Here is a 24795-nt window from a genome sequence, read left to right on the forward strand (position 1 = left end):
CCTGTACCGGTATTGCCTGCGGCATCGATGACACCGGTATTGTTCAGGGTGATCAGGTTGGTGGTGCTGGTGATGTTGTTGGTCGGCGTGTAAGTCGCGGTCCAGGTGATGCCGCCATTACTGCTGCTGACCGCGCTCAGCGTGCCATTGGCCACCGTCAGGTCGGCGTTGGTGAAACCGCTGACCGCTTCACTGAAGGTAATGGTCACCAGTGAGGTCTCGCCCACGCTCAGTGCGTTGTCGGCAACCACGACGGTAGCCGTCGGGCGTGCAGTGTCGATGGCGTAGTTGTTCGAGGCTGTGGTGCCAGTACCCACGTTGCCAGCCAGATCCTGAACGCCAGCCCGATTGAGGGTGATCTGATTCACCGAGCTGGTGAAGTTGTTGGTCGGCGTCAGGGTCGCCGTCCAGGTGATACCGCCGTCGCTGCTGCTGACTGCGGTCAATGTACCGTTGGCCACCGTCAGGTCAGCATTGGTAAAACCGGTGACGGCTTCGCTGAAGGTGATGGTCACCAGCGAAGTCTCGCCAACACTCAGCGTGGAGTCTGATACCACGACAGTGGCTGTCGGGGGCACATTATCGACCACGGCGTAGTTATTGGAGCTCAGTGTGCCCGTGCCGATGTTGCCTGCGGCGTCCTGTACGGCCGAGGTTGCCAGGGTGATGGCGCTCGAACCCCCCGAAGTGTTGCTACCCGCTGTGAAGGTGGCGGTCCAGGTGATGTTATTGGTGGTTGTCAGGTTAGTCAGCGTACCGTTTGGCGCGGTGATCTCGGAAATATCCAGGCCGAAGACAGGTTCGCTGAACGTAATGGTAACGGTGGTCGTTGCGCCCGGGCTCAATGAGGTGTTGGCAATCACAATGCTTGAGCCGGTCGGTGCCGTCGTATCCGCCGTGTAGGCGATGTTCAGTGTACCGCCGTCATTGAGGATGTTATTGACGGCTGTCGGCGACGAACCGTTGGTGCCGCCGGAGTAGGCTTGCCCGCCTGCGCCGCTGCCGCCCACGTTGCCGGTCATGGCTGAGTTGTTGCCGGCGGTGATGTTGACCGTACCTTTGTTCCAGATCCCGCCGATGCCGCGGCCACCGTTGCCACCGACCGTTCCGCCACCGCCACCGCCGCCAGCCGCGCCAATATTACTGCTGATGGTCGAGGTGCCGATAATCGCCAGAGTGCCGCTGGAAGCGTTATAGATGCCGCCTACGGCAGAGCCGCCTCTGCCGCCATTGCCGTCAAAGCCCGCGCCACCGCCACCGCCGCCAATGGTCCGGCCACCGCTGGAAGCCGTGCCGCCGTTGCCGCCGTTTGTGTATCCGGACACACCAAGGCCACCCGCACCGCCACCGGAAGCGTTACCTCCCTTGCCGCCCATGTAAACGGTATTGAACCCGGCACCATTGCCGCCGGTGTTGGCAGAGGGAGCGGTGGGTGTATAGGTACCTGCTGCGCCGCCACTGGCACCATTTTGCCCTCCGATACCGCCACCACCGCCGCCACCTCCGCCCACGGTCGGAGCCAGAACGCCGCCGCCGCCACCACCGCCGGAGGCGGCGTTGGCGGTGACCGTAACGTTACGCAGTGTGAGGTTGCCCGCGTTATTGATACCGCCGCCCAGCGCATCAGCCGCAGCAATGGCGGAGCCACTGTTTGCCCCCGCCGTGGTGGCCACACCTCGGGTAATGATCACGCCATCAAGCGTGGCTGTTGTCCCTGAGGTGACCCTGATGACGCTGGTTCTGTTCTGGCCATCCAGGGTGACATCTGCGACGCCGTCGTTATTGAGGTCGCCATCGATGGTGATATTTTTGTTCACAACCAGTTGAGTCTGCAGCGAGACAGTCATGCCAGTCGAGAAGGTCACGATATCGCCGTTCTGGGCGTTGGCCAGTGCATCGCGCAGTGTACCGGTGCCGGTGTTGCTGGCGGAGTTGACCGTAAAGGTCGCCAGTCCCCACTGGTAGGCGTCCATCGACTGCCGTGAAAGAGCGCTGACACTTTCGATACTGCCGGTCGCGATTTCCAGATCCCAGTCACCGCCCACGCCGGTGCGGTTGGTGGATGCGGCGATGTCACGACCCGTCAGCGTAGCCAGCGAGTCCACGAAGCTTAGACCCTGATCGCCCTCGGCGGTGTTGCAGGCGTAGATCAGAATGTCGCCGCCTGTGTTGATATCGTTGCCGATCTCGGCCAGCAGGGCACTGCGTTGCGAGAGGTTGTCGGCCGACACATAGCTGTTGCCCAGCCAAAGATCGCCCGAGTTGCCGTGCGCAATGATCTGTACCGAGCTGACGCCTTGATGGGAGCCCAGATAGTCGGCGATCTGTTGCAGGCCGTCTTTGGTGGCATCCAGTTCGACCACTTGAGCGCCAGGGGCAACGCCTGCCAGCAGACTGGCGGAGTCCTTGACCCGCGAGTCGACGAACACCACGGTGCTGCCAGGCACTGCAGCAGGTCTGGCGGTGACATCCGCCGTGGCATCGGGCTGAGAATGCTCACCATTGCTGGCACTACTGGCCTGTTCGGCGCTTTTGGCAGCTGCGTCAGGCGTTGGCTGGGCGTCCGGCTGAGCTGCCGCTTCCACGACTGTCGCCGCTACCGCGCCGTCGAACAACATGCGGGGCTCAAGAGACATGATCATCGGGGAAGCGGGGGAGGTCGCACTCGAAGGTGCCCGCTTTGCAATCCGCGAATTTTTGTTATTCCACCACATACTGCTCACCCAGGATCGAACGTTACGACCTATAAAGCCGCGATCACTTGACCGCAGCGTCTGATTTCATGCGGATGACATTGGCTGCGCTGGCAGCCCCGTCATTCCAGAACGACAGTTTTGAATACTGTTCAAACAGATCCGGCGGCAGGATGGTGGCTCTCGGCTCCAGCGCGACGCGCGGTTTGACCTTGTGCAGGCCGGACACGCCCAGTGCGTCATCGAACTGGGGAGCGTCATAGGAAAGGTTGTTGAAGTCGTGTTCGAACCAGGGTTCGTCGATGAAGTCATAGACCAGCCGCATGACCCGGTCCGGCGCCTGAGACAGCAGGTCGTAATCGATCAGCAGAATCGAGCCTGCGTGTTCGCCGTAATAGGCTTCCTTGAGTGACGCCCAGGCAAAACCCACCAGCCTGTTGCGCTGTGCCAGGGTTTCCACGCGGCTGTAGACCGTATTGCGCTCTACGTCATCATTGAATAGCCGGGTGTTTTCGAACGGATTGGCACGATACAGGCGCTCGATGCTGTCCATCACCCAGGCCACGTTGCGCACGCAGGCAATCATCCTGCATTGCGGAAACAGATCCTTCAGCGCAGGTAATCTGGAGGTCCATCCGCGACTGGTATCGAACACCACATCCTTCGCGGACTGGTCGGCGTAATAGGAATCGAAGATGCCGCGCAGCAGGCGACGACGCATGTCGGTGCTGATCACAGAGGAGAATTCACTGCCTGCGCTGCACTGACCCAGAATGCTCGAAAACAATGAACCAACCGGGCTGCTCATACCCGCGTGGAAGCGCGGGTTCTGCAACAGAATGGCGGACAGCAGGGTAGACCCTGATCGAGGCAAACCTGCGATGAAATGGAATTTCTGCATCCGTGCGTCCAGAAGTATGGAGGTGCTTTCGAGTGTGTGCGCAACGTATCAAAACGTCTGCATATGGTAGTACTTCGACATCATCCTGCATGTCTTGAGTAACGAAAAAGGGGGCAAAATCGAGCGAAAAGCTCAGGCTCCCGGATTTATTGAGCTAAAGAATCCAACTTTTGACATTTATCAGATGAACGGTACTGAACTTTGTATGATGGATGGCATTTTGCCGCCGGATATTTCCGGCCCATTCATATGAGTGGAAGTGTGAACAGGTCTGAGGAAGCAAAAAACTCGCATGGCACAAGGCTGCGTCTACGCTTTTATCCTGCCACCCAAGGGCACATGCTCCGGTGGATCGAAGGTATCCCATGTCGTAAAAGGATGAAGCGTATGGAAGTTTTTATGGGTTCGATCATGACGTTTGGTTTCCCTTTCGCGCCTTCCGGTTGGGCGCAGTGCAATGGGCAGACCATGAACGTCAATCAATATGCAGCGTTGTTTGCATTGCTGGGTGTCACCTATGGCGGTAACGGGCAGCAGACCTTCATGCTGCCGAATCTGCAAGGCAGGGTGCCGGTCTGTCAGGGACAGGGCACAGGGCTGTCTGCCCGTGTGATGGGAACGGCTTCTGGCGTTGAAACGCTCACCGTAGGCATCAACAACATGCCTGCTCATGTGCATCAGATGAGTACGCTGACAGCCACCACCACCATCAATCTGGCCAGTTCTCCGGTGGCCGGTGCCTCCATCGCACCGACCACTACCAACGCTTTTATCGGCGCATCGACCACCGGTCCCAGTTCCGCGAATATATTTTCACCGGATGCAGGGAGCGCGCCTGTGGTTCAGAAAGGCGTTAGCACCGCCATCAGCGGGACCATGCAGCCAGCCGGAGGCAGTCAGCCGCTGAGCAGCATGAACCCGTTTCTGGTCGTGAACTTCAGTATTGCCCTGCAAGGTTATTTCCCGCCGCGGGATTGATCTTGCCCGAGTCCAGGGAAGGACTCTTCATCACTCTTCGCTGGAGATGTTCATGCTGCATGAAGTCAACGTGGATAATTTTCGAGTCATGCTGGGCTGTGTCTGCACGCTGCAACTGAGCGATGGCAGTCAATTGCCGGTTCGTGTTTCATCGGTCATCGAAAAGCCGCAAGCGCGCCTTGCTGAAGACCGACGCCTGCCATTCAATGTGTCTCTGAGTTCTCTGGAGCCCAGCGAGTTCATCGATGGGGCATGCGCAGTCGTGCTGCCGGAAATGGGACTGCTGCAGGACGTGTTCGTGTCTCGCGTACCGGCAATGGGGCGCGACGAAAACCTGGCGTATTACTGCATCAGCTTCAACTGAGTCACAGTGTCCGGGCCTTGATGTTTTGGCCCGGATACCACACCAGTCGCTGCGCTGCCACGTCCTGCTCCTGCACCTGAAACCCCAGTGCCAGATAATGCCGGAGCGCGTGAGGGTTGTTGGCCCAGACCACCGTCGCCACCGGACAGCGAATTTGCTCAGCCGCCTGCTGCACCCCTTGCAGTACGACTCGGCCGTAGCCTTTACCACGTGCAGCGGGAATGAATGCCAGGTACAGCACACGAATTTCGTTGTGGCCGAAGTCGATCACCAGTGCGCCGATGCAAGTGCCGAGCTTCTCGACCACGTAATACATCGCGTTGGGAAAGTGATCGCCCAGACCTTGCTCTTGAACCCGGAACTGCTGGCTGATCACGTCCTCGATCTGCTCGCGCTCACCGTCGATAAATTGCAGGTCCGGCCGGGCCGAATGGTAGAGCGCCTGCAGAAATGCTGCGTCCGATGCGCTTGAAGGCCGCACGACCAGTCCGTCGGTATTGGCAAAAGGCGTATTGCTCATCCTTGCTGTCCTCTGTCCGTGTAACGCTTAAAATCCGCTTTCGCGCACCCCGAGTGCGGCCAGCCGTCTCCAGGTTGCGCCCAGCAGCGATTCGCTGCGGCCCTGGATGATCGCCACACCGCGTAGTGGCTGAGGGGCGGCACTGACCGCGTCGGTGAGTTGAAGCCTGACGCCGTATTGCGCCTGTACCGGCTCCGCCCGCTGGTTCTCATCGCGGCGCACGGCTATCGGGCCGTGATGATCGGAACTCAGGGCTTCCTGATCCAGATACTCGACGCCATTGGTGTCGACTTCCTGCAACTCGACCGGCAGCGATTCGCGCATCGGGTCGTCGGCGATGAACCGGCCCCGGTCGCCGGGCGCGATACGCCACAAGGCATTTTCCGCCACGTAACCGCGGATCCGTGAGCCTTGCTCGACGATTCTCAGCACAGGATCTCTGGTGGAAATCCAGCGACCGGCGCTCAATTGCGGCATCAGATCACGCACTTGTCCGGCTTTCGGCGCGCGCAGCAGCAGGCGTTCGCGACGGGCCGCCAGCCCGCGATATTCAGCGACCGCTTCGGCGAGACGCTGCTCCAGAATGCCTGCATCGGCGGCGGTCTCGCTGCGTCCTGCCTGGCGACGCATCTGCAACTGCAGGATATCGATTTCACGCCGCACAATGCTCTGACGTGAATCGATGTCCGGCGATTCCAGTTCCATCAGCACTGCGCCTTGCTCGACATGTTGACCGTCCTGCACATTGACCTGCTTTACTCGGGCAGCAGCGGGAGCATGGATTGCTGTCACGCTCCGGGCTTCCAGCATCACCGGCAGCTCGACGCTGTTGCTCCACGGCACGGTCAGCAGCAGCACCAACGTCAGCAATGCCGCAGCGCTCAGCAGTACGCGTGGTGTATAGGCCTGTTCGCGGTTGGCCCACCAGTGACGGGTTTCCTTGAAAATCGGCAGAAAGATGAACCAGCCCAGTTCCACCAGCATCAGGAAAATCCCCAGCAGTTTGAAAAACAGGTGATAGACCGCAAGGGCGATTCCGAAGAACAGCGCAGCACGCCACAACCACGACAGATAGCCCCACCACAGCAAGCGGCGCTGCATGACCGGAGACCAGAGCTCGGGGGCGGGCTCGCCGTAACCGAAAAGCGTTTCACGTAACCGCCAGCGGCACAGGGCGAAGGCGCGACCTTGCAGGTTGTCGACTTCCCATAAATCGCTGATCAGAAAGTAGCCATCGAAGCGCATGAACGGGTTGAGGTTGACGATCACGGTGGTGATCCAGGTCGCGCTGGCGAGCATGAAGGCGGCGGTACGCGCCGGCCCGTCGGGCAACAGCGACCAGGCCAGCAGCGCAATACAGGCCAGCACCATTTCTGCGAGCACACCGCCTGCGCCGATCAACAGCCTGGCGCGACGATCGTTCACGCGCCAGGCGTCACTGACGTCTGTATAGAACAGCGGCAGCAACACCATGAATGCTACGCCCATGCTTTGCACTCGGCAGCCGGCGCGCTTGGCCATGAACGCATGGCCGAATTCGTGGCAAAGCTTTGCGAAAAACAGCGCGATGCCGAACGACAGCGCACCGCCCAGGCTGAACAGGTGCGGGAAGGTACCGGTGAAACGCTGCCAGTCGCGGGCGACCAGAAACACGCCCAGGCCCAGCGTCAGTGGCAGGCCATAACGCAGCAGGCTCGGGCCGAACCGTTGCAGCCAGGGCCAGATGCGGTTGAGAAACGCGTCCGGTCGCCACAGCGGGATGCGGAAAAACAGGTATTGATGGAGCAGCATTTGCCACAGACCCTGCCGCGATGCCGACGCCTTGGCGACATAACTGGCGCGCTGTTCGGGGTCCAGAGCGACGATCAGGTCGTGTCCGCGTAGAAAGCGTAGTAGTTCTTCCACGTCTGGATTGCCCAGAGGCAGCCCCGGCTCACGGTTGGCCGCTTGCAGCACTCGCGTGGCGTCGCCCAGCGCCCAATGGCGCAGCAGGCGAATGGCCTGAGTCCCCAGCTTGAAGTAGCGACCGCGCACCGGATCGGCCAGTGTCCAGCGCGGCGAGCCGTCCAGGGCCGCAGCGGCGCTGGTGAGCTGCAGATCGGCTCGCAGGCCGGGCAGGTTCATTACAGACCCACACTCTGACGCAGCCCGGCCAGCGGGCGACGCAACAGATAAAGCGCCAGCGGTGCCCGGTCACCGAAAATCTTGGCGGTGCCGCGCAGACCGATTCGGGGCGGAGACGATTCGACAAAGCGGGCGTCCAGGCGATAGGCCAACTGGCCGCCAGGTGTCGGCTGCGCTTCATAAGCGGCCCGCTCGAGAATCGCTGCATGACGCTGCAACGGATCGCTGTCCAGAAACAGTGCCACCTCGGCATCAGGCTGCAACGCAATGGCATCGCCGACCGCCAGTTCGATGCGCAGCTCGGCCTGAGTCGGGTCGGCGATTTCCATCAGGCGTTCGCCGGTCTGTACCGGTTTGCCGATCCAGCGCTGGGCATCGGCGAACACGGCAATGCCGTCACGCTCGGCTCGTACTTCACTGCGCTTGAGCAGTTCACGCGCGTAATCGCGCTCGGCACGTTTCTGTTCGACGCGAGCGGCCAGCAGATCGATCTTCGAACTCGACTCTGCGTCGGCAAACGCGCGCTGCGAGTTGGCCTTGAGTTCCGCTTCAGCTACGTTCAGCGCACGCTCCGCCACATCGGCCTGAGCCTTGAGGGTGGTGTTCTCGAAACGCAGCAGCAGATCGCCGGTCTTGACGGTCTGGTTGGGTTTGACCAGAAACTCGGTCACCACGCCATCCAGCGGTGCCGCGATCACACGTCCACCCAGCGGCACGACTTCAGCCGGTGCCAGCACTGACTGACGCACAGGAATCAGCAGGCACAGCAGCACCAGGATCACCAGCAACGCCTGACGCTTGCGGTTGAAGCGCAGGCGCCATGGCTTGCCGGGCTGCAGTGCCAGCCAAGCATGGCTGTACGTGCCGCCCAGTTGAGACAGCAAAACCTGCTCGGCCGGGGTCCAGGGTGTGTCGCGTGCCAGCCAAAGGCCGCCGAACACGTCACCTTTGCGATCCTGCAACGGCAGCCAGAACACATGGGGTGCCGACAGGCTGTTCCAGTCGTCACGCACCGATTCACTGAGCATGTCCATCTGCACCACGCGAGCCGGTTTGAGCAGTTCCAGTGTTAGCAACTGGCCAACCGCGTGCTCGACAAAGGCCACGAACGGCGCATTGGGCTCAATCACGCTGACGCCTGTCACCACCTGTACTTTGCCTGCAATCACCAGCGCAGCATGACGAAACCCGAACAGGCTCTGGCCATCGTTGGCCAGGCTGTAGGTCAGTTGTTCCAGGTTCGGCGCAGCGCGGGTCAGCCGCTCAAGGTCCAGAAATTGCGCGAAAACCCGTTCAACCGCGCCTGATGCCGGTGCGTTCACTTGGGCTCCGCGAAATGTGCCGTTCCGCTCATGCCACTCAGCAGACCTTCCACCTTGGGCAGACTGGCCACCAACAGCAGGGTCTGGCTGCCCTCATCGATCCGGGCGCCCAACCGCTTGACGGTGGCCGTCAGCGGTTTGCCGGTTTCGTCAGGCACAAAGCTGAAGATCTGACCCGGCTTGAGTCGGCTCATCCAGCGTGACGGCACCAGCAAGTGAATTTCCAGGGTACGGTTGTCGACGATTTCCAGCATCGGCGTGCCGGGGGCGACGCTTTCATAACGCTTGACCTTACGCTCTACGACTTGTCCGTCATACGGCGCAACCACGCTGCATCGCTTGATCTGCACCTGATAAACATTTGACTGGGCCTGGGTTTCGGACAGTCTGGCCTCGGCACGGGCGACCTCGAAACGGCCGACCGAATTGAGCGAGGCCAGTTGCCGATTGTGGGTCAGTTCTTCGCTGGCGCCACGGCTGGCCGCTTGCGCAGCATTCAACTGGGCCTGATAGGCTGAACAGTCAAACCGCGCCAGTACGTCGCCCTTGTTGAACGACTCACCTTCCTGAAACGGCAGATCAACGATACGTCCGGGCAATTCGCTGGCGAGTACAGCCTGATTCTGCGCCCGCAATACGCCACGGGCTTCTCTTGAAGGCTCGGCGGGTGCAGCTCCCGGCGCAGGCTCGTCAATCAGGCCGATGGCTTCAGGCGTCTGCCCATGCGCCAGGCCTGTAACACTCAACATTGCGAACAGTACAGCTTGCAAACACCGCATACAGCGGACTCCTTCCTTGAATGGGCATTCCACGCCTTTCTTCACATAAGTCGACTGCCCGGCATACGCAGGTAGGCTTCCAGTTCCGCAAGCGGCAGCGGCCGACTCAACAGAAACCCCTGCACCTGGTCGCAGTGGTTTTCAGTCAGAAATGCCAGTTGCTCGGGCGTCTCTACACCTTCGGCAATCACTTTCAGATCAAGGCTGTGGGCCAGCTCGATGATTGCACGGGCGATGGCGGCGTCCTGTGGGTTACTGGTCACCTCACGAATGAAGGCAATGTCGATTTTCAGCTTGTCGATAGGGAATCGGCGCAGGTAGGCCAGACTTGAATAACCCGTGCCGAAATCGTCGATGGAAATCCTGACGCCCAGTGTCTTGAGTGTCTGCAGCGTGGCGATGGTGTGGGAGGTGTTTTCCATCAGCGAGCTTTCCGTCAACTCGACTTCAAGCCACCGTGGATCGATCTGATGGCGCTCAAGGGACTGACTGATGTCGGCAATCAGGCCGCTGCCGGCGATCTGCTGGCCGGAGACGTTCACCGCTACCTGAAACGATCCCAGACCTGAACGCTGCCACAGGGCAATCTGGGCGCAGACGCTGTCGATCATCCAGCTCCCGACCTCACTGATCAATGCCAGATTTTCCAGCACGGGCACGAAGATGCCGGGCGAGACGCCGGGTTGGTTCGGGCGCGGCCAGCGCAGCAGAGCCTCAAGTCCGCAGATACTGCCGTCCTCGAGGCTGACCTTGGGCTGATAGGCGATTTCGAAAGCACGTTGTTGCACGGCCTCACGCAGGGCGTTTTCAAGGTCCAGACGCTCCGCGACCTCGGTGTTCATCTGGGCGGTGTAAAACCGGTAGCCATCCACCCCTTTCTTTTTGGCATTGTTCATGGCCGTGTAGGCGTGGCGCACCAGTTCGCGGGCGTCCTCGCCGTCCTCGGGGAAGAGCGCGACGCCGATGCTGGCGGTCATGACCACCCGCTGGTCTTCGATCTGGAAGGGCGTGCGCAAGGTGGTGCGGATGCGTTCCAGTATCTGATGGGTGTCGGCCTGACCTTCGCGGATCATGAGAATCAACGCAAATTCGTCGCCGTCCACCCGGCCAAGCGTGTCACTGGCATTCAGGCAACTCGCCAGACGTTTGCTGACTTCAAGCAGGGTCTGGTCGCCCAGCACGTGACCCCAGGTTTCGTTGATATTCTTGAAACCGTCGAGGTTGACGGTCATCACCGCCAGCTTCCAGCGGCTGACAGCGGCCTGGGTCAGCCCCATCTGCAGGCTGGTGTAGAACAGGTCGCGGTTGGGCAGGCCCGTCAGGTTGTCGTAGTGAGCCATTTTTAACAGGCGCTGGTCGGACTCCTTGCGCCGGGTGATGTCGTGCACGATGCCGACGATGATCCAGTCGTCACCCGCCTGATAGGCCTGGCGGTGGATTTCGACCGACACATCACGGCCACTCTTGTCACGGATCAGGGTTTCCAGCGGTTCGCTCGGGCCTTTGCCGGCGATGATCTGGTCGTAGACCACTTCCAACTGTTCCATGGAACTCTCGCCCAGCTCTGCAGGCGTCTTGTGCTGCAACTCGTCGGCGGTGTAACCCAGCAACTGGCAGGCCCGCCGGTTGAATTCGATCAGGCTCATGGTGTTGCGGTTGATGAGAAAAATCGCGTCGTCCGATGCGTCCATCACCGAGCGAAAGCGCTCCAGGTCAATGGTCCGCTGTTGCAACTGATCCTCAAGGATCAGGTTGTGGCCCTTCATGTAGTCGCCGAACGACTTCAGTCGCAACAGGTTGCGCACGCGCAGCCACAGCTCGCCGCTGTCCACCGGTTTGTTGAGGTATTCCTCGGCACCCGCTTCCAGCCCGGAAATGCGAGCGCTGCGCTCGTCGAGTGCCGACAGCATGATGATTGGGATATTGGAGGTGGTCTTCCCGGACTTGAGCCGACTGGCCACTTCGTAGCCGTCCATGCCTGGCATCATGATGTCCAGCAGAATCAGGTCAGGTGCCTGTTTCTCGACCATTTCCAGCGCCTGTTCGCCAGACTCCGCCGTCTGCGTCCGATAATGCTGATTCTGCAGGAGCACTTCGAGCAGATCGCGTACATGGACGTCGTCATCGACGATCAATATCGTTGCGTTGGTTTCGGACATGACGAGCACTCAGGTGGTTGGCCGTTCGGGCGGATTCTTTTCCAGCAAGGTCTCGATGACCCGGTACAGTTCCTTGTAACCCAGCGGCTTGGTGATGTAGGCATCACAGCCGGCCAGACGGATTTTTTCTTCGTCCTCTTTCATGGCCATGGCGGTCAGGGCAATGACCGGAATGGTCGCGGTCCTGGCATCGCTCTTGAGCAGTGAGGTGGCTTGCAGGCCGTCCATTCCGGGCAAATGAATGTCCATCAGAATCAGCTGCGGCTGACACTCCTGCGCCAGTCTGAGGCCGGTCTCGGCATCGGTTGCCGAGGTCACGCCATGCCCGGCGCTGGTCAGCAGCAATTCGGCCAGGCGCATGTTGGCCGCATTGTCTTCGATGATCAGGATTTGGGCCACGGCGCCTCCACAGGTGTGTGGGCACGAATCGGCAGCCAGACCACAAAGCGTGCGCCCAGATCCTTGACGCTGGCGACCGCGACGCTGCCGCCGTGCAGTTCAGCCAGTTGCTTGACCATCGCCAGGCCCAGCCCGGTGCCTTCGAATTTGCGCGACAGGCTGCTGTCGATCTGGCTGAAGGCCTTGAACAGCTTGCTCATGTCGCTTTGCGCAATGCCGATCCCGGTGTCGCTAACCCTCAGTTCAAGGAACTGATCATGCTTGCTGGCGGGCAGCTCGAAGCCATAGGTCGGCCAGTCGCCCTCGATGGATCCGGCCAGCGCACGTGGCACTTGCCGTACGGCCAGCGTGACCCAGCCGCCCGGCGAGCTGAATTTCACCGCGTTGGCCAGCAAGTTATAGACGATCTGCTTGGTCTTGCGCCGGTCCAGTTCCATCAGGCCGAAATCGGTTTCGGATTCCAGTTTGAGCTGAATGCTCTGTAGCGCGGCCTGTTCGCGAACGATCAGCAGGCTGTTGCTCAGCAGCTCGCTCAGTTCGACCGGCTCCAGCTCCAGCTCCATCATGCCGGCCTCCACCTTGGACAGATCGAGAATGTCGTTGATCAGTGACAGCAGGTGCTGGCCGCTGTTGAAGATGTCGCCGATGTACTTGCGCTGTGTGTCGGTCATATCGCCGACCATGCCGTCCCGCAACGCTTCGGAAAAACCGATGACGGCGTTGAGCGGTGTGCGCAGTTCGTGGGACATGGTGGCGAGGAATTCGGACTTCATGTGGCTGGCATGTTCCAGCTCGACGTTCTTCTCTTCCAGGGTGCGTTCGAAGCGCTTGCGCTCGGTGACATCACGGGCAGCGGCGAACACGCCCTTGAGTTTGCGGTCGCGGTCATGGAAAGTCGCGGCGTTGTAGGACACTACGGTTTCGGTGCCATCGTAGGCACGCACCGTGAGTTCGTAGTCGCTGACGGTGTGTTCGCTGAGCACACGCTTGATGGCTGCCTCGGCGCTGGCCGGGTCAGTGAAGAAGTTCTTGCATGGCGCGCCGATCAGTTCGTCACGGGTTCTCCCGGTCAGCGCCATCATCTGCTTGTTGACGTCGGAAATGATGCCTTGCGGATCAGTCATCATCAGGGCATCGATGTTCGACTCGATCAGCGACCGGGTATAGAAGTGCTGATCGCGAAGCCGCTGGTCGAGCAGGGCCTGGGTTTGCTCTTCCTGCTTGCGCGCGGTGTTATCGGTGCCGATCAGCAGATAACCGATGATGGTTTCGTTACTGTCGCGCAATGAAGTGACCGAGACCATGGCTGACAGTCGACTGCCGTCCTTGCGAATGTAGGTCAGTTCGTAGATGTCTTCGATGCCGCGAGAAGCCTTGAAGACCAGTGCTTCGAAGCCGGGGGTGATGGGGGTGTTGAGCTCGTGGCTGAGTGCCGCCGCTCGGGTGATCAGTTCGGTGGGATCTGAGATGTCGGCGGGGGTGATCTTGTCGACCACATCTTCGGACTGATAGCCGAGCATGCGCTCGGCGCCGACGTTGAAAATCTGGATGACGCCGTGTTCATCGGTCGCGATGCTGGAAAAGTAGGCGCTGTTGAAAATCGCATCCTGCAGTGCGCCTGTCTTGAGCAGGTTTTTCTGACGACGTGACTCCGTGGTCCTTTCGTCGCGAGACTCAGGTTCTACTGGCGGGGTTTGCATCATTGCTCCCGTGACTTCGTGAGCCTTCCTGAGGATCAGGCTCTATCGTGAACATCGGTCGAGCGAATGGCAACACCATGACGCGTTGCCAGTCACATTCCGACTATCAGCGGTTTGCCACTAAATAGCTACCAAAGGTTTGCTTCGGATCCGCCGTTTCTCAGTGCAGGCACACCGCTTTCAGGATTTGCCGGGAATGCCGTACTTGCGCAACCGGTGAGCGATGGCGGTGTGCGAAGTGTGCAAGCGTGTGGCCAGCTGGCGCGTGGAGGGATAGTCGGCGTAAAGCTTTTCCAGCAGCTCCTTTTCGAAAGACTCCACGGCGTGCTCAAGGCTGTCGACCTCGACTGTGTTCTGGCCTGCAATAGCGGTGCCCGCGATGTCCAGATCGCTGATATCCACCACTGCGCCTTCACTGATGGCTGCGGCGCGGAAGATCACGTTCTGCAGCTGCCGGACATTACCCGGCCAGCGATTGCCCAGCAGGGCAGGGTAAGTACCGGGTGCCAGACGACAGACCGGACGCTGGATCTGCGCACAGGCCTGCTCCATGAAGTACCGCCCCAGCAGCAGAATGTCCTGGCCGCGCTCGCGCAGTGGCGGCACTTCCAGATTCAGGACGTTGAGGCGGTAGAACAGGTCTTCGCGGAAGGTGCCTTCGCTGACCATTTTTTCCAGGTCGCGGTGGGTGGCGCTCAGGATGCGCACATTGACCTTGACCTCGCGGTCGCCGCCCACCCGCCGAAAGCTGCCGTCGTTGAGAAAACGCAGAAGCTTGGCCTGCAGGTAGGGCGACATTTCGCCGATCTCGTCGAGAAATACCGTGCCCTGGTTGGCCAGCTCCATCAGCCCTGGCTTGCCGCCCCGCTGGGCGCCGGTGAAGGCACCGGGGGCATAGCCGAACAGTTCGCTTTCGGCGAGATTCTCCGGCAACGCCGCGCAGTTGAGGGCCAGAAACGGCTCGCCATGTCGGGCGCTGCTGGCGTGGCAGGCGCGGGCGACCAGTTCCTTGCCTGTACCGGTCTCGCCCTGAATCAACAGCGGCGCGTCGAGTGCTGCAATGCGTTGAGCGCGTGCCTTGAGCGTGCGGATGGCAGCCGACTCGCCAAGCAACGCATCGAAGCCTTCAGCGTGGTCATGGTGCAACGCTGAAAGGCGTTCGCCGATCCGGCTGGGCAGGTACAACGTGATCAGCGCACCCGCTTCGGTGATCGGTGTGGCGTCGAGCAGCAGCGCTTCGCCATTGAGCGTGATTTCGCGCAGCGGCAGACGAAAGCCGTTATCCAGCAACGCAGCTTGGAGGCTGGGGTCGGCGAACATTTCACCGATGGATTCCCCCGCAGGCTCGCGGCCGATCAGCGTGATCAACGCCGGGTTGGCCAGCAGCACATGCCCGGCGCTGTCCAGTGCCAGCACCGGATCGGTCATCGCTGCCAGCAGTGCATCAAGCTGCAGATGGCGACGCTGACCGGGCAGAATGTCCACCACTGTGATTGCCTCGACACCTCGCACTCTGAACAAGGCGTCCTTGAGCTCTTCGAGCATCTGATGGCTGAGGGTCGGCGCGTCGATGTAGACATTCGGTGGCACCATTTCCACAGCATCCAGGTTCAGATTGCGCCCACCCAGAATCGCCAGCACTTCCTGGGTGATACCGACGCGGTCGATGAAACTGACATGGATACGCATGGGGCAGTGCGGGTTCGCAAACGAGAGGGTGGCCAGTATGCCCTGTGGCGCGGGGTTTGGTGAAATTCAGCGTCATGGCGTGCATGCCCACGCGGAGCGATGGGCATGATCAGTGTCGAGGCGGACTTGATCGTTCCCGCGCTCAGGCATGGTAACGGCGCTCAGAACGCTCCGCGCCCGGAAGAGGCCTTACTCCAGATGCTCAGGCTTCACCGGCTCGCCGGATTTCGCGTCGAGCTTGTCGCGAATGTCTTCGAACATGCGGTCGTAATCGGGATGCCTGGCAATCGGCAGGGAATCGCTGTGGGGCAGGCCATGCTTGAGGGCGATGCGTCCGGCGTCATGGGCGAAGTTGAAGGCCAGGTCGCGGGGCAGGACGAATTCCTCGGAGAAAGTCTTGCCATCGATCTCGCCCTGCATCGTGAAATGGATGCCGGTTCCTTCCTTGGGATCCTGGCTCACTTCGTAACGCAGATGAATGTCGTAGGCGACATCCGATGGCTGGAACGCCGCGTGAGTCATGTGCAGATGGCCTGGCTCGAACATGGAGGTTGCCCCATTGAAATTGAGTGTCCACGTAGGACACTGCTCGTATCGGGGCGGTTCAGTTGGAACCTGAGCGCTCAGCCTTGACCGGCTCGGGCCGCGACCAGATCCACAGATTGCCCAGCGCCATCCCGGCAATCGCCAGGTACAGCCACCAGACATGCGTCAGCAGGCTCAGCATCATCACCGCGCAGAACAACATGCTCACCGTAGCGCTGATCTTGGCGCGCCGGGTGACCAGCCTTCCGTTGCGCCAGTTGTACAGGATCGGCCCGAACACGCGGTGGTTCTCCAGCCAGGCATTCAGGCGTGGTGAACTGCGGGTCGCAGCCCAGGCCGCCAGCAGAATGAACTCGGTGGTCGGCAGGCCCGGAATGAAAATCGCGGCAATACCGATGCCCAGGCTGGCATACGCAAGAATGCCAAACAGAAAGCGTGAAAGTCTGGAGCCGGGTGGTTTATACGTCATGGTCTCTACAGGCAGGTTCGAAAAGCCCGGCCAGCTTAACAGCACCGGGCGCTTTTTCATGCGTGTGCCACTTCGGCTGCTGGCGCATCGGCGTAAGCATGCTGCAGCAGAACGTTCGGTGAGGGTTTCAATGCCCAGGTCGGCAAAGTCGATAAAGGCATCGCTGAAGTGAAACGGCGACACAGACGTGCTCGACCGGCAGATTGTTCAAATGATAGTGCTTATCATCTGCGCAGGTGGTCAAGTGGAGATTCGGGTTTATTTTTGCGTGTTGAATGTACGCAAGGGGCAGGCCAGAGCGCCTGGCTCATTTGCTGTGCCAGGCGTGACGCGGAGCGTCACGGGCAGCATGCCGACGCAACGCATCGGCACGTTCACGCGCAATGCATTACTCGGCGTTATGCAGCGCCAGGCAGTTGTCCAGCATGCGGTTGGAGAATGCCCATTCGTTGTCGTACCAGGACAGCACCTTGAGCAGTTTGCCGCTCACCTTGGTGTGGTTGGCGTCGAAGATCGACGACAGCGGGTTGTGGTTGAAGTCGTGGGAGACCAGCGGCAGGGTGTTGTAACCCAGGACCTTGGAATGCTGGCTGGCTTCTTTCATCAGCGCGTTGACTTCTTCGGCGGTGGTTTCGCGTTTCAGGGTAACGGTCAGGTCCACTAGCGACACGTTGATCACCGGAACCCGCACGGCCATGCCAGTCAGCTTGCCTGCCAGTTCCGGCAGTACCAGACCTACCGCTTCGGCAGCACCGGTCTTGCTGGGGATCATCGACTGTGTGGCCGAGCGCGCGCGGTACGGGTCGGTGTGGTAGACGTCGATCAGGTTCTGGTCATTGGTGTAGGCATGAATGGTGGTCATCAGGCCGCTTTCGATACCCAGTTCACGGTGCAGCACCTGGGCAACCGGCGCCAGGCAGTTGGTGGTGCAGGAGGCGCTGGAGATGATCTGGTGCGACTGGCGCAGCGTGTCGTGGTTCACGCCATAGACGATGGTCGCATCTGCGCCGCTGGCAGGAGCGGAGATGATGACCTTGCGCGCACCGGCGGTCAGGTGGGCGGAGGCTTTGTCGCGGCTGGTGAACAGACCGGTGCATTCGAACACCACATCAATGTTGTGCGACTTCCATGGCAGCTCCGCAGGGTTGCGGATCGCGCTCACGGCGATACGGTCGCCGTTGACCGTCAGGCTCTCTTTGTCACACTCCACGGTGCCGCTGAACGGGCCGTGTACAGTGTCGAAACGCAACAGGTGCGCGTTCATTTCGCTGTCGCCCAGATCGTTGATGGCGACGACCTGCAGGTCCTGCCGGTAACCTTGGGTATACAGTGCGCGTAGGACGTTGCGGCCGATGCGGCCAAAACCGTTGATTGCGATACGAAGAGTCATACAGCCGTCCTTCATAAATTTGTTGTTGGAATTACAAGATTATTCTCATAGAAATAGAAAACAAGCCTTTTTAGTGGCAATATTTTGTTTTATCTACAACTACAAGCCTGAAAGGCATGCCCCATTGATCGAAACCAGGCCTTTGCGCAACAGCATTCGGCCCCGATCAGCGGAACCGTCTTTACGGGTGACCATAGACGTTAGCCTGGAGTTCATCACATGCATCCCCGCATTCTTGAGGTAACCGAGCGGCTGATCGCTCGCAGTCGTGATACCCGCGAGCGCTATCTTCAATTGATCCGCGGCGCCGCCAGCGAAGGCCCGATGCGCGGCAAACTCCAATGCGCCAACTTCGCTCACGGTGTCGCGGCCTGCGGCCCTGAAGACAAGCAGAGCCTGCGGATGATGAACGCCGCCAACATCGCCATCGTCTCCTCCTACAACGAGATGCTCTCCGCGCATCAGCCCTACGAACACTTTCCCAATCAGATCAAACAGGCTTTACGTGACATTGGTTCGGTCGGTCAGTTTGCCGGTGGTGTACCGGCGATGTGCGATGGCGTGACCCAGGGCGAGCCGGGCATGGAGCTGGCGATTGCCAGCCGCGAAGTGATCGCGATGTCCACGGCCGTGGCGTTGTCGCACAACATGTTCGATGGCGCGCTGATGCTGGGCATCTGCGACAAGATCGTGCCGGGCCTGATGATGGGCGCGCTGCGCTTCGGTCATCTGCCGACCATTTTCGTGCCGGGCGGACCGATGGTGTCCGGCATTTCAAACAAGCAGAAAGCCGACGTTCGCCAGCGCTACGCCGAAGGCAAGGCGACGCGCGAAGAGCTGCTGGACTCAGAAATGAAGTCCTACCACAGCCCCGGCACCTGCACGTTCTACGGCACCGCCAACACCAACCAGCTGGTGATGGAAGTGATGGGCATGCACTTGCCCGGTGCGTCGTTCGTCAACCCGTACACCCCGCTGCGTGACGCGCTGACCGCCGAGGCTGCGTATCAGGTCACGCGCCTGACCAAGCAGAGCGGCAGCTTCATGCCCATCGGCGAAATCGTCGACGAGCGCTCGCTGGTCAACTCCATCGTTGCCCTGCACGCTACCGGCGGCTCGACCAACCACACCCTGCACATGCCGGCCATCGCCATGGCAGCCGGTATCAAACTGACCTGGCAGGACATGGCCGATCTGTCGGAAGTCGTGCCGACCCTCAGCCACGTCTACCCGAACGGCAAGGCCGACATCAACCACTTCCAGGCCGCGGGCGGCATGTCGTTCCTGATCCGCGAGCTGCTGGCGGCCGGTCTGTTGCACGAAAACGTCAACACCGTGGCCGGTTACGGCCTGAGCCGCTACACCAAGGAGCCGTTTCTGGAAGACGGCAAACTGGTCTGGCGCGAAGGCCCGCTGGAAAGCCTGGACGAGAACATTCTGCGTCCGGTATCACGTCCGTTCTCGGCGGAAGGCGGCCTGCGGGTCATGGAAGGCAACCTCGGCCGTGGTGTGATGAAGGTGTCCGCCGTGGCGCTCGAACACCAGATCGTCGAGGCTCCGGCCAAAGTGTTTCAGGACCAGCAGGAACTGGCCGACGCCTTCAAGGCTGGAGAACTGGAGCGTGACTTCGTTGCCGTCATGCGTTTCCAGGGGCCGCGCTCCAATGGCATGCCCGAACTGCACAAGATGACGCCGTTCCTCGGCGTGCTGCAGGACCGTGGCTTCAAGGTCGCGCTGGTAACCGATGGACGGATGTCCGGCGCTTCGGGCAAGATCCCGGCGGCCATTCACGTTTGCCCGGAAGCCTACGTGGGTGGTCCTCTGGCGCTGGTGCGCGATGGTGACGTGATTCGCGTCGATGGCGTGAAAGGAACGTTGCAAGTTCTGGTCGAAGCGTCAGAATTGGCCGCCAGAGAACCCGCCACCTGCCAGATCGACAACAGCGTCGGTTGCGGTCGGGAGCTGTTTGGATTCATGCGCATGGCCTTCAGCTCCGCAGAGCAGGGCGCTTGCGCCTTTACCTCTAGTCTGGAGACGCTTAAGTGAAGTTGGCCCTGGTCGGTGATATAGGCGGTACCAATGCTCGTTTTGCCATCTGGGAAGACGATGCGCTGCATTCTGTCCGGGTATTCCCGACCATTGACTACATCGGTCCCGAAAAGGCCATCGAGGTCTACTTGCAGGACCTCGAGCTCAAGCGTGGCGATATCGGTTACGTCTGCCTGGCGGTTGCCGGCCCTGTGGATGGCGATCTGTTCCAGTTCACCAACAGCCATTGGCAACTGAGCCGCAAGGCGTTCTGCGAAGACCTCAGCGTCGACCACCTGCTGCTGATCAACGACTTCACCGCCATGGCGCTGGGCATGACCCGGCTCAAGGACGACGAGTACCTGACAGTCTGTCACGGTGTAGGCAAGCCTGATCGTCCACGGGCAGTGGTCGGCCCGGGCACCGGCCTGGGTGTCGGCACGCTGATCAAGGAAAGCGACACGCGCTGGTTGGCGTTGCCGGGCGAGGGCGGTCATGTCGACCTGCCGATCGGCACGGCACGTGAAGCCCTGCTGTGGACGCGCCTGATGGCCGAGCACGAGCATGTCAGTGCGGAAGTGGTGCTCAGTGGTGCAGGCCTGTTGCTGCTGTATCAGGTCAGTTGCGCGCTGGATGACATCGAGCCTGAGCTCAAGTCACCGGCGGCCATCACCACTGCGGCACTCGCTGGCGACCCGGTGGCTGCGGCCGTGCTGGACCAGTTCTGTGTGTTCCTGGGCCGCGTGGTGGGCAATCAAGTGCTGACGGTGGGCGGTCTGGGCGGCGTTTACATCGCTGGCGGCGTGGTGCCGCGTTTCACCGACTTCTTCATGAACAGCGGCTTCAAGCGCGCACTCGCCGAAAAGGGCGTGATGAGCGATTATTTCAAAGGGTTGCCAGTCTGGCTGGTCACCGCTGAATACCCCGGCCTGATGGGCGCGGGTGTTGCGCTGCAACAGGCCTTCGGTTCGGAAATCTGAGCCGCGCCCATAACAACAAAAACCCACAGCCAGCGAGGACACCTTCACGTGAGTTCAGTCAGTAAATCGATCCTGCTGGTGGACGACGACCAGGAGATTCGGGAGTTGCTGGACACCTACCTGAGCCGTGCCGGTTTTCAGGTTCGCACGGTCGGCGACGGCGCGGGTTTTCGTCAGGCGTTCAACGAGGCATCCAGCGACCTGCTGATTCTGGACGTTATGCTGCCCGACGAAGACGGCTTCAGCCTGTGCCGCTGGGTACGTCAGCATCCGCGCCAGCCGCATGTGCCGATCATTATGCTCACCGCCAGTTCCGACGAGGCCGACCGGGTCATCGGGCTGGAGCTGGGTGCCGATGACTATCTGGGCAAACCCTTCAGCCCGCGCGAACTTCAGGCCCGGATCAAAGCGTTGTTGCGCCGCGCTCAGTTCGGTCAGGAACGTCCCGGTGGCGACGTCATCCTGTTCGATGAGTGGCGTCTGGACATGGTCAGTCACCGGCTGTTTCACAACGATGGCGAAGAGGTGATCCTGTCGGGCGCCGACTTCGCCCTGCTCAAGCTGTTTCTGGATAACCCTCAGCAGATTCTGGATCGCGACACCATCGGCAATGCCACCCGTGGCCGCGAGCTGATGCCGTTGGAGCGCATCGTCGACATGGCCGTCAGTCGTCTGCGTCAGCGCCTGCGTGACACCGGCAAGTCACCACGTCTGATCCGTACCGTGCGCGGCAGCGGCTATCTGCTGGCCGCCAACGTCAACGCGCAAACAGGCAGCGGTTATTAACGCGCCTGTGGCAGGCCCCAGAAAACGCAGCCTGCCGCTACCGCGCTCGTTGCTCGGGCGAATGCTGCTGCTGACGCTGCTGGCGGTGCTGATGGCCCAGACGCTGTCCAGCGTGATCTGGCTGTCGCAACTGCGCGCCACGCAGATGGAAGGGCTGGTGACCAGTGCGCGCAGCCTGGCTTACTCGATGGCTGCCAGCGTCAGTTACTTCCGTTCTCTGCCACTCGCCTACCGCCCGCTGGTGCTGGACCAATTGCGCAGCATGGGCGGCACGCGCTTTGTGGTGTCGCTCAACGATCACCCGCTGGACATGCAGATCCTGCAACCCACGCCGCGCAAGCAGGCGGTGCTCGATGTGGTCGGCCAGGTGTTGCGTCAGCATCTGGGCAATGATCCGGACATTGCCGTGTGGTTCGTGAAACCTGATGACCTGCGGATTTTCAACAGCGGGCTCAAGCTCGACGAATTGCCGCGTTCCTGGGCGCATTACGCACTGACCCTTGAGCCGGTCAACCCACCGGTGCTGGTCACGCAGATCGAAATGGCACCCGGCGAGTGGTTCTACATCGCCTCATTGCTGCCCGAGCCTTACACCACCCTTGAAGAACAGGACCTGCCCATTCAGCAGGTGTGGTTCATCGGCCTGACCAGCGCGTTTCTGCTGCTGTTCATCGGACTGCTGGTGCACTGGCAAAGCCGACCGCTCAAACGTCTGGCTCGCGCTGCACGCGACATGTCACTGGGTGCGGATGTCGAGCCGGTGGTAGAGGGCGGCGGCAGTGAAGTGGTCGAAGTGAGCCGTGCCTTCAACGCCATGCGTAACCGGATCAGCCGCTATCTGACGGAACGCGGGCAGTTGTTCAGTGCCATTTCCCACGACTTGCGCACGCCGATTACCCGTCTGCGGCTGCGTGTCGAGCTGCTTGAAGACGAGCAGATGCAGTACAAGTTCGGCCGCGACCTCGATGAGCTGGAACTGCTGGTCAAGGGCGCGCTGCAGTGCGTCAAGGACACCGACATCCATGAAAATATCGAGCAGGTTGACCTCAACGTGTTGCTCGACTGTCTCGTCGAACCCTACCTGCGTCCCGATGGAGAAGGGCGTGTCACTCAGACCGGCGCGGCACTGTCCTGTTATCCCGGCAAGCCGTTGGCCCTCAGGCGCTGCATCGGCAATCTCATCGATAACGCCCTCAAGTACGGCGACCGCGCGCACCTCAAGGTCGAGGACAACGCGATGGCCTTCGTGCTGCATGTCGATGACGAAGGGCCGGGCGTGCCCGAGCAGCGGCTGGAACATGTATTCGAACCGCATTTCCGGCTGGCGGGTGGCGATCAGCAGGGCTATGGGCTGGGGCTGGGCATCGCGCGCAATATCGCCCATAGCCATGGCGGGGAGGTGAGCCTGCAGAATCTTCGCGAAGGCGGGTTGCGTGTCACGCTGTACCTGCCGCGGACATCAGAGTGATATCGAATGTCACCATCCTGTGACATTCGCGCATCCCTTCGTTACCGTCCTCGCGATTCGCTTGGTTAGACTCCAACGAAGCGCAAGCACCAGACTTGCTCATGCATAACAACAAGAAAGGTCAATTCGATGAATTCAATGTCACGCCTCGCCGTTGTCATCTCCCTCGCCTCCCTGTTCCCGCTGAGCGCCCACGCTGCTGATGCCAAAGGCACTGTAGAAGTCGTGCACTGGTGGACTTCGGGTGGCGAAAAAGCTGCGGTCGATGTCCTGAAAGCGCAAGTTGAAAAAGACGGTTTCACCTGGAAAGACGGCGCCGTGGCCGGTGGCGGTGGTTCCACTGCCATGACCGTGCTCAAGAGCCGCGCCGTGGCTGGCAACCCGCCTGGCGTCGCCCAGATCAAAGGCCCGGATATTCAGGAATGGGCGTCCACCGGCCTGCTCGACACCGACGCACTGAAAGACGTCGCCAAGGCTGAAAAGTGGGATTCGCTGCTGGACAAGAAAGTCTCCGACACCGTGAAGTACGACGGTGATTACGTAGCCGTGCCGGTGAACATTCACCGCGTCAACTGGCTGTGGATCAACCCTGAAGTCTTCAAGAAAGCCGGTATCGAAAAAGCACCGACCACCCTCGAAGAATTCTATGCCGCTGGCGACAAGCTGAAGAAAGCCGGTTTCATTCCTCTGGCTCATGGCGGCCAGCCATGGCAGGACAGCACCGTGTTCGAAGCGGTGGTGATGTCGGTCATGGGGGCAGACGGTTACAAGAAAGCCCTGGTCGACCTCGACAAGGACGCGCTGACCGGCGAAGGCATGGTCAAGTCGCTCACCGAACTCAAGAAAGTCGCGACCTACATGGACGCCGACGGCAAGGGGCAGGACTGGAACCTGGAAGCGGCCAAGGTCATCAACGGCAAGGCCGGCATGCAGATCATGGGTGACTGGGCCAAGAGTGAATGGACCGCCGCCAAGAAAGTCGCAGGCAAGGATTACCAGTGCGTAGCCTTCCCGGGTACCGACAAGGCGTTCACCTACAACATCGACTCGCTGGCTGTGTTCAAGCAGAAGGACAAGGGCACAACCGCTGCCCAGCAGGATCTGGCCAAGGTTGCGATGGGTGAGGACTTCCAGAAAGTCTTCAGCATCAACAAGGGCTCGATTCCGGTTCGCGAAGACATGCTGAACGACATGGCCAAATACGGCTTCGACTCTTGCGCGCAAACCGCAGCCAAGGACTTCCTGGCGGATTCGAAAACCGGCGGTCTGCAACCGAGCATGGCGCACAACATGGCCACCTCGCTGGCAGTCCAGGGCGCGTTCTTCGATGTGATCACCAATTACATCAACAACCCGTCAGCCGATCCGGCCGCGACTGCCAAGCAATTGGCCACCGCCGTCAAGTCAGCCCAGTAATCCGCCTAACCTGACGTACCGCTGCAGTCGGTGCGGGTGGAATCGAAACCCGATTTCGCCCGTGCCTGTGGCCTGAATTCGATA

At 60.5% G+C, this 24795-nt stretch carries 20 protein-coding genes; 7 read left to right on the top strand and 13 right to left on the bottom strand.

All coding sequences use genetic code 11. The features are described from left to right. Together JTJ32_RS00005 and JTJ32_RS00010 are read right to left on the bottom strand one after the other, a co-directional pair. A partial coding sequence (locus tag JTJ32_RS00005; protein WP_210040304.1) for an Ig-like domain-containing protein occupies window positions 1–2618 on the bottom strand: 2618 nt, incomplete at its 3' end. A gap of 139 nt (window positions 2619–2757) precedes the next feature. After that, window positions 2758–3594 (bottom strand): sulfotransferase family protein, encoded by an 837-nt coding sequence (locus JTJ32_RS00010; protein WP_099227377.1) that lies wholly within the window; start codon window positions 3592–3594, stop codon window positions 2758–2760. A 387-nt stretch (window positions 3595–3981) separates the two neighbouring features. Between JTJ32_RS00010 and JTJ32_RS00015 the strand changes: the two genes are divergently transcribed. Beyond that, on the top strand, window positions 3982–4572 hold the full coding sequence (locus JTJ32_RS00015) for a phage tail protein (RefSeq protein ID WP_184318674.1): 591 nt from the start codon (window positions 3982–3984) through the stop codon (window positions 4570–4572). Window positions 4573–4624: 52 nt separating this feature from the next. Beyond that, a complete protein-coding gene (locus JTJ32_RS00020; RefSeq protein WP_184318677.1) occupies window positions 4625–4936 on the top strand; it encodes a hypothetical protein in 312 nt (103 codons plus the stop codon). Window position 4937: 1 nt separating this feature from the next. Here the strand turns inward: JTJ32_RS00020 and JTJ32_RS00025 are convergent, their stop codons facing one another. The 11 genes from JTJ32_RS00025 to gap all read right to left on the bottom strand — a co-directional run bounded on the left by JTJ32_RS00025 (window position 4938) and on the right by gap (window position 18033). After that, window positions 4938–5456: a GNAT family N-acetyltransferase gene (locus tag JTJ32_RS00025; RefSeq protein WP_184318680.1), complete on the bottom strand. Its 519-nt coding sequence runs from the start codon at window positions 5454–5456 to the stop codon at window positions 4938–4940. A gap of 27 nt (window positions 5457–5483) precedes the next feature. After that, entirely contained in the window at window positions 5484–7580 is a 2097-nt protein-coding gene (locus JTJ32_RS00030; protein WP_184318683.1) for a site-2 protease family protein, read from the bottom strand. Beyond that, window positions 7580–8902 carry an efflux RND transporter periplasmic adaptor subunit gene (locus JTJ32_RS00035; protein WP_210040307.1) on the bottom strand — a complete coding sequence of 441 codons (1323 nt, stop codon included), beginning with the start codon at window positions 8900–8902 and terminating at the stop codon, window positions 7580–7582. Before JTJ32_RS00035 ends, JTJ32_RS00030 begins: the two co-directional genes overlap by 1 nt. Then, window positions 8899–9651 carry an efflux RND transporter periplasmic adaptor subunit gene (locus JTJ32_RS00040; protein ID WP_210041086.1) on the bottom strand — a complete coding sequence of 251 codons (753 nt, stop codon included), beginning with the start codon at window positions 9649–9651 and terminating at the stop codon, window positions 8899–8901. Before JTJ32_RS00040 ends, JTJ32_RS00035 begins: the two co-directional genes overlap by 4 nt. 71 nt (window positions 9652–9722) lie before the next feature. Continuing rightward, complete coding sequence (locus JTJ32_RS00045) at window positions 9723–11840, bottom strand: EAL domain-containing response regulator (protein ID WP_184318688.1); 2118 nt, start codon at window positions 11838–11840, stop codon at window positions 9723–9725. 9 nt (window positions 11841–11849) lie between these two features. Further along, a complete protein-coding gene (locus tag JTJ32_RS00050; protein ID WP_099227385.1) occupies window positions 11850–12239 on the bottom strand; it encodes a response regulator in 390 nt (129 codons plus the stop codon). Continuing rightward, the gene (locus tag JTJ32_RS00055) at window positions 12224–13939 is read right to left on the bottom strand and encodes a PAS domain-containing sensor histidine kinase (protein ID WP_180274285.1); all 1716 of its coding nucleotides are present in this window, start codon (window positions 13937–13939) and stop codon (window positions 12224–12226) included. Before JTJ32_RS00055 ends, JTJ32_RS00050 begins: the two co-directional genes overlap by 16 nt. Before the next feature lie 180 nt (window positions 13940–14119). Beyond that, complete coding sequence (locus JTJ32_RS00060) at window positions 14120–15628, bottom strand: transcriptional regulator GcsR (RefSeq protein WP_210040309.1); 1509 nt, start codon at window positions 15626–15628, stop codon at window positions 14120–14122. A 189-nt stretch (window positions 15629–15817) separates the two neighbouring features. Beyond that, window positions 15818–16174 carry a DUF5064 family protein gene (locus JTJ32_RS00065; protein WP_099227388.1) on the bottom strand — a complete coding sequence of 119 codons (357 nt, stop codon included), beginning with the start codon at window positions 16172–16174 and terminating at the stop codon, window positions 15818–15820. Between the two features lie 58 nt (window positions 16175–16232). Then, complete coding sequence (locus JTJ32_RS00070; RefSeq protein ID WP_099227389.1) at window positions 16233–16703, bottom strand: YbaN family protein; 471 nt, start codon at window positions 16701–16703, stop codon at window positions 16233–16235. 328 nt (window positions 16704–17031) lie between these two features. Continuing rightward, window positions 17032–18033 carry a type I glyceraldehyde-3-phosphate dehydrogenase gene (gap, locus tag JTJ32_RS00075; protein WP_122424298.1) on the bottom strand — a complete coding sequence of 334 codons (1002 nt, stop codon included), beginning with the start codon at window positions 18031–18033 and terminating at the stop codon, window positions 17032–17034. Window positions 18034–18252: 219 nt separating this feature from the next. Here gap and edd point away from each other — a divergent pair, with 219 nt between their 5' ends. From edd to JTJ32_RS00100, 5 genes are all read left to right on the top strand, one after another. Further along, window positions 18253–20079 (top strand): phosphogluconate dehydratase, encoded by a 1827-nt coding sequence (edd, locus tag JTJ32_RS00080; RefSeq protein ID WP_184318695.1) that lies wholly within the window; start codon window positions 18253–18255, stop codon window positions 20077–20079. After that, window positions 20076–21041: a glucokinase gene (locus tag JTJ32_RS00085; RefSeq protein WP_184318698.1), complete on the top strand. Its 966-nt coding sequence runs from the start codon at window positions 20076–20078 to the stop codon at window positions 21039–21041. Before edd ends, JTJ32_RS00085 begins: the two co-directional genes overlap by 4 nt. A 48-nt stretch (window positions 21042–21089) precedes the next feature. Next, a complete protein-coding gene (locus JTJ32_RS00090) occupies window positions 21090–21827 on the top strand; it encodes a response regulator (protein ID WP_099227393.1) in 738 nt (245 codons plus the stop codon). Window positions 21828–21888: 61 nt separating this feature from the next. After that, on the top strand, window positions 21889–23295 hold the full coding sequence (locus JTJ32_RS00095; RefSeq protein WP_210041088.1) for an ATP-binding protein: 1407 nt from the start codon (window positions 21889–21891) through the stop codon (window positions 23293–23295). 129 nt (window positions 23296–23424) lie between these two features. Then, the gene (locus tag JTJ32_RS00100; protein ID WP_057409673.1) at window positions 23425–24711 is read left to right on the top strand and encodes an ABC transporter substrate-binding protein; all 1287 of its coding nucleotides are present in this window, start codon (window positions 23425–23427) and stop codon (window positions 24709–24711) included. The last annotated feature ends 84 nt before the right edge of the window (window positions 24712–24795 follow it).

The sequence above is a fragment of the Pseudomonas alliivorans genome (assembly GCF_017826695.1).
GTDB lineage: Bacteria > Pseudomonadota > Gammaproteobacteria > Pseudomonadales > Pseudomonadaceae > Aquipseudomonas > Aquipseudomonas alliivorans.

Bases quoted from the DNA above. Each gene is read 5' to 3' on its own strand.
- JTJ32_RS00010 (WP_099227377.1), bottom strand. From the start codon at position 3,594: ATGCAGAAATTCCATTTCATCGCAGGTTTGCCTCGATCAGGGTCTACC.
- JTJ32_RS00015 (WP_184318674.1), top strand. From the start codon at position 3,982: ATGGAAGTTTTTATGGGTTCGATCATGACGTTTGGTTTCCCTTTCGCG.
- JTJ32_RS00020 (WP_184318677.1), top strand. From the start codon at position 4,625: ATGCTGCATGAAGTCAACGTGGATAATTTTCGAGTCATGCTGGGCTGT.
- JTJ32_RS00025 (WP_184318680.1), bottom strand. From the start codon at position 5,456: ATGAGCAATACGCCTTTTGCCAATACCGACGGACTGGTCGTGCGGCCT.
- JTJ32_RS00030 (WP_184318683.1), bottom strand. From the start codon at position 7,580: ATGAACCTGCCCGGCCTGCGAGCCGATCTGCAGCTCACCAGCGCCGCT.
- JTJ32_RS00040 (WP_210041086.1), bottom strand. From the start codon at position 9,651: ATGTTGAGTGTTACAGGCCTGGCGCATGGGCAGACGCCTGAAGCCATC.
- JTJ32_RS00045 (WP_184318688.1), bottom strand. From the start codon at position 11,840: ATGTCCGAAACCAACGCAACGATATTGATCGTCGATGACGACGTCCAT.
- JTJ32_RS00055 (WP_180274285.1), bottom strand. From the start codon at position 13,939: ATGCAAACCCCGCCAGTAGAACCTGAGTCTCGCGACGAAAGGACCACG.
- JTJ32_RS00060 (WP_210040309.1), bottom strand. From the start codon at position 15,628: ATGCGTATCCATGTCAGTTTCATCGACCGCGTCGGTATCACCCAGGAA.
- JTJ32_RS00065 (WP_099227388.1), bottom strand. From the start codon at position 16,174: ATGTTCGAGCCAGGCCATCTGCACATGACTCACGCGGCGTTCCAGCCA.
- JTJ32_RS00070 (WP_099227389.1), bottom strand. From the start codon at position 16,703: ATGAAAAAGCGCCCGGTGCTGTTAAGCTGGCCGGGCTTTTCGAACCTG.
- gap (WP_122424298.1), bottom strand. From the start codon at position 18,033: ATGACTCTTCGTATCGCAATCAACGGTTTTGGCCGCATCGGCCGCAAC.
- edd (WP_184318695.1), top strand. From the start codon at position 18,253: ATGCATCCCCGCATTCTTGAGGTAACCGAGCGGCTGATCGCTCGCAGT.
- JTJ32_RS00095 (WP_210041088.1), top strand. From the start codon at position 21,889: ATGCTGCTGCTGACGCTGCTGGCGGTGCTGATGGCCCAGACGCTGTCC.
- JTJ32_RS00100 (WP_057409673.1), top strand. From the start codon at position 23,425: ATGAATTCAATGTCACGCCTCGCCGTTGTCATCTCCCTCGCCTCCCTG.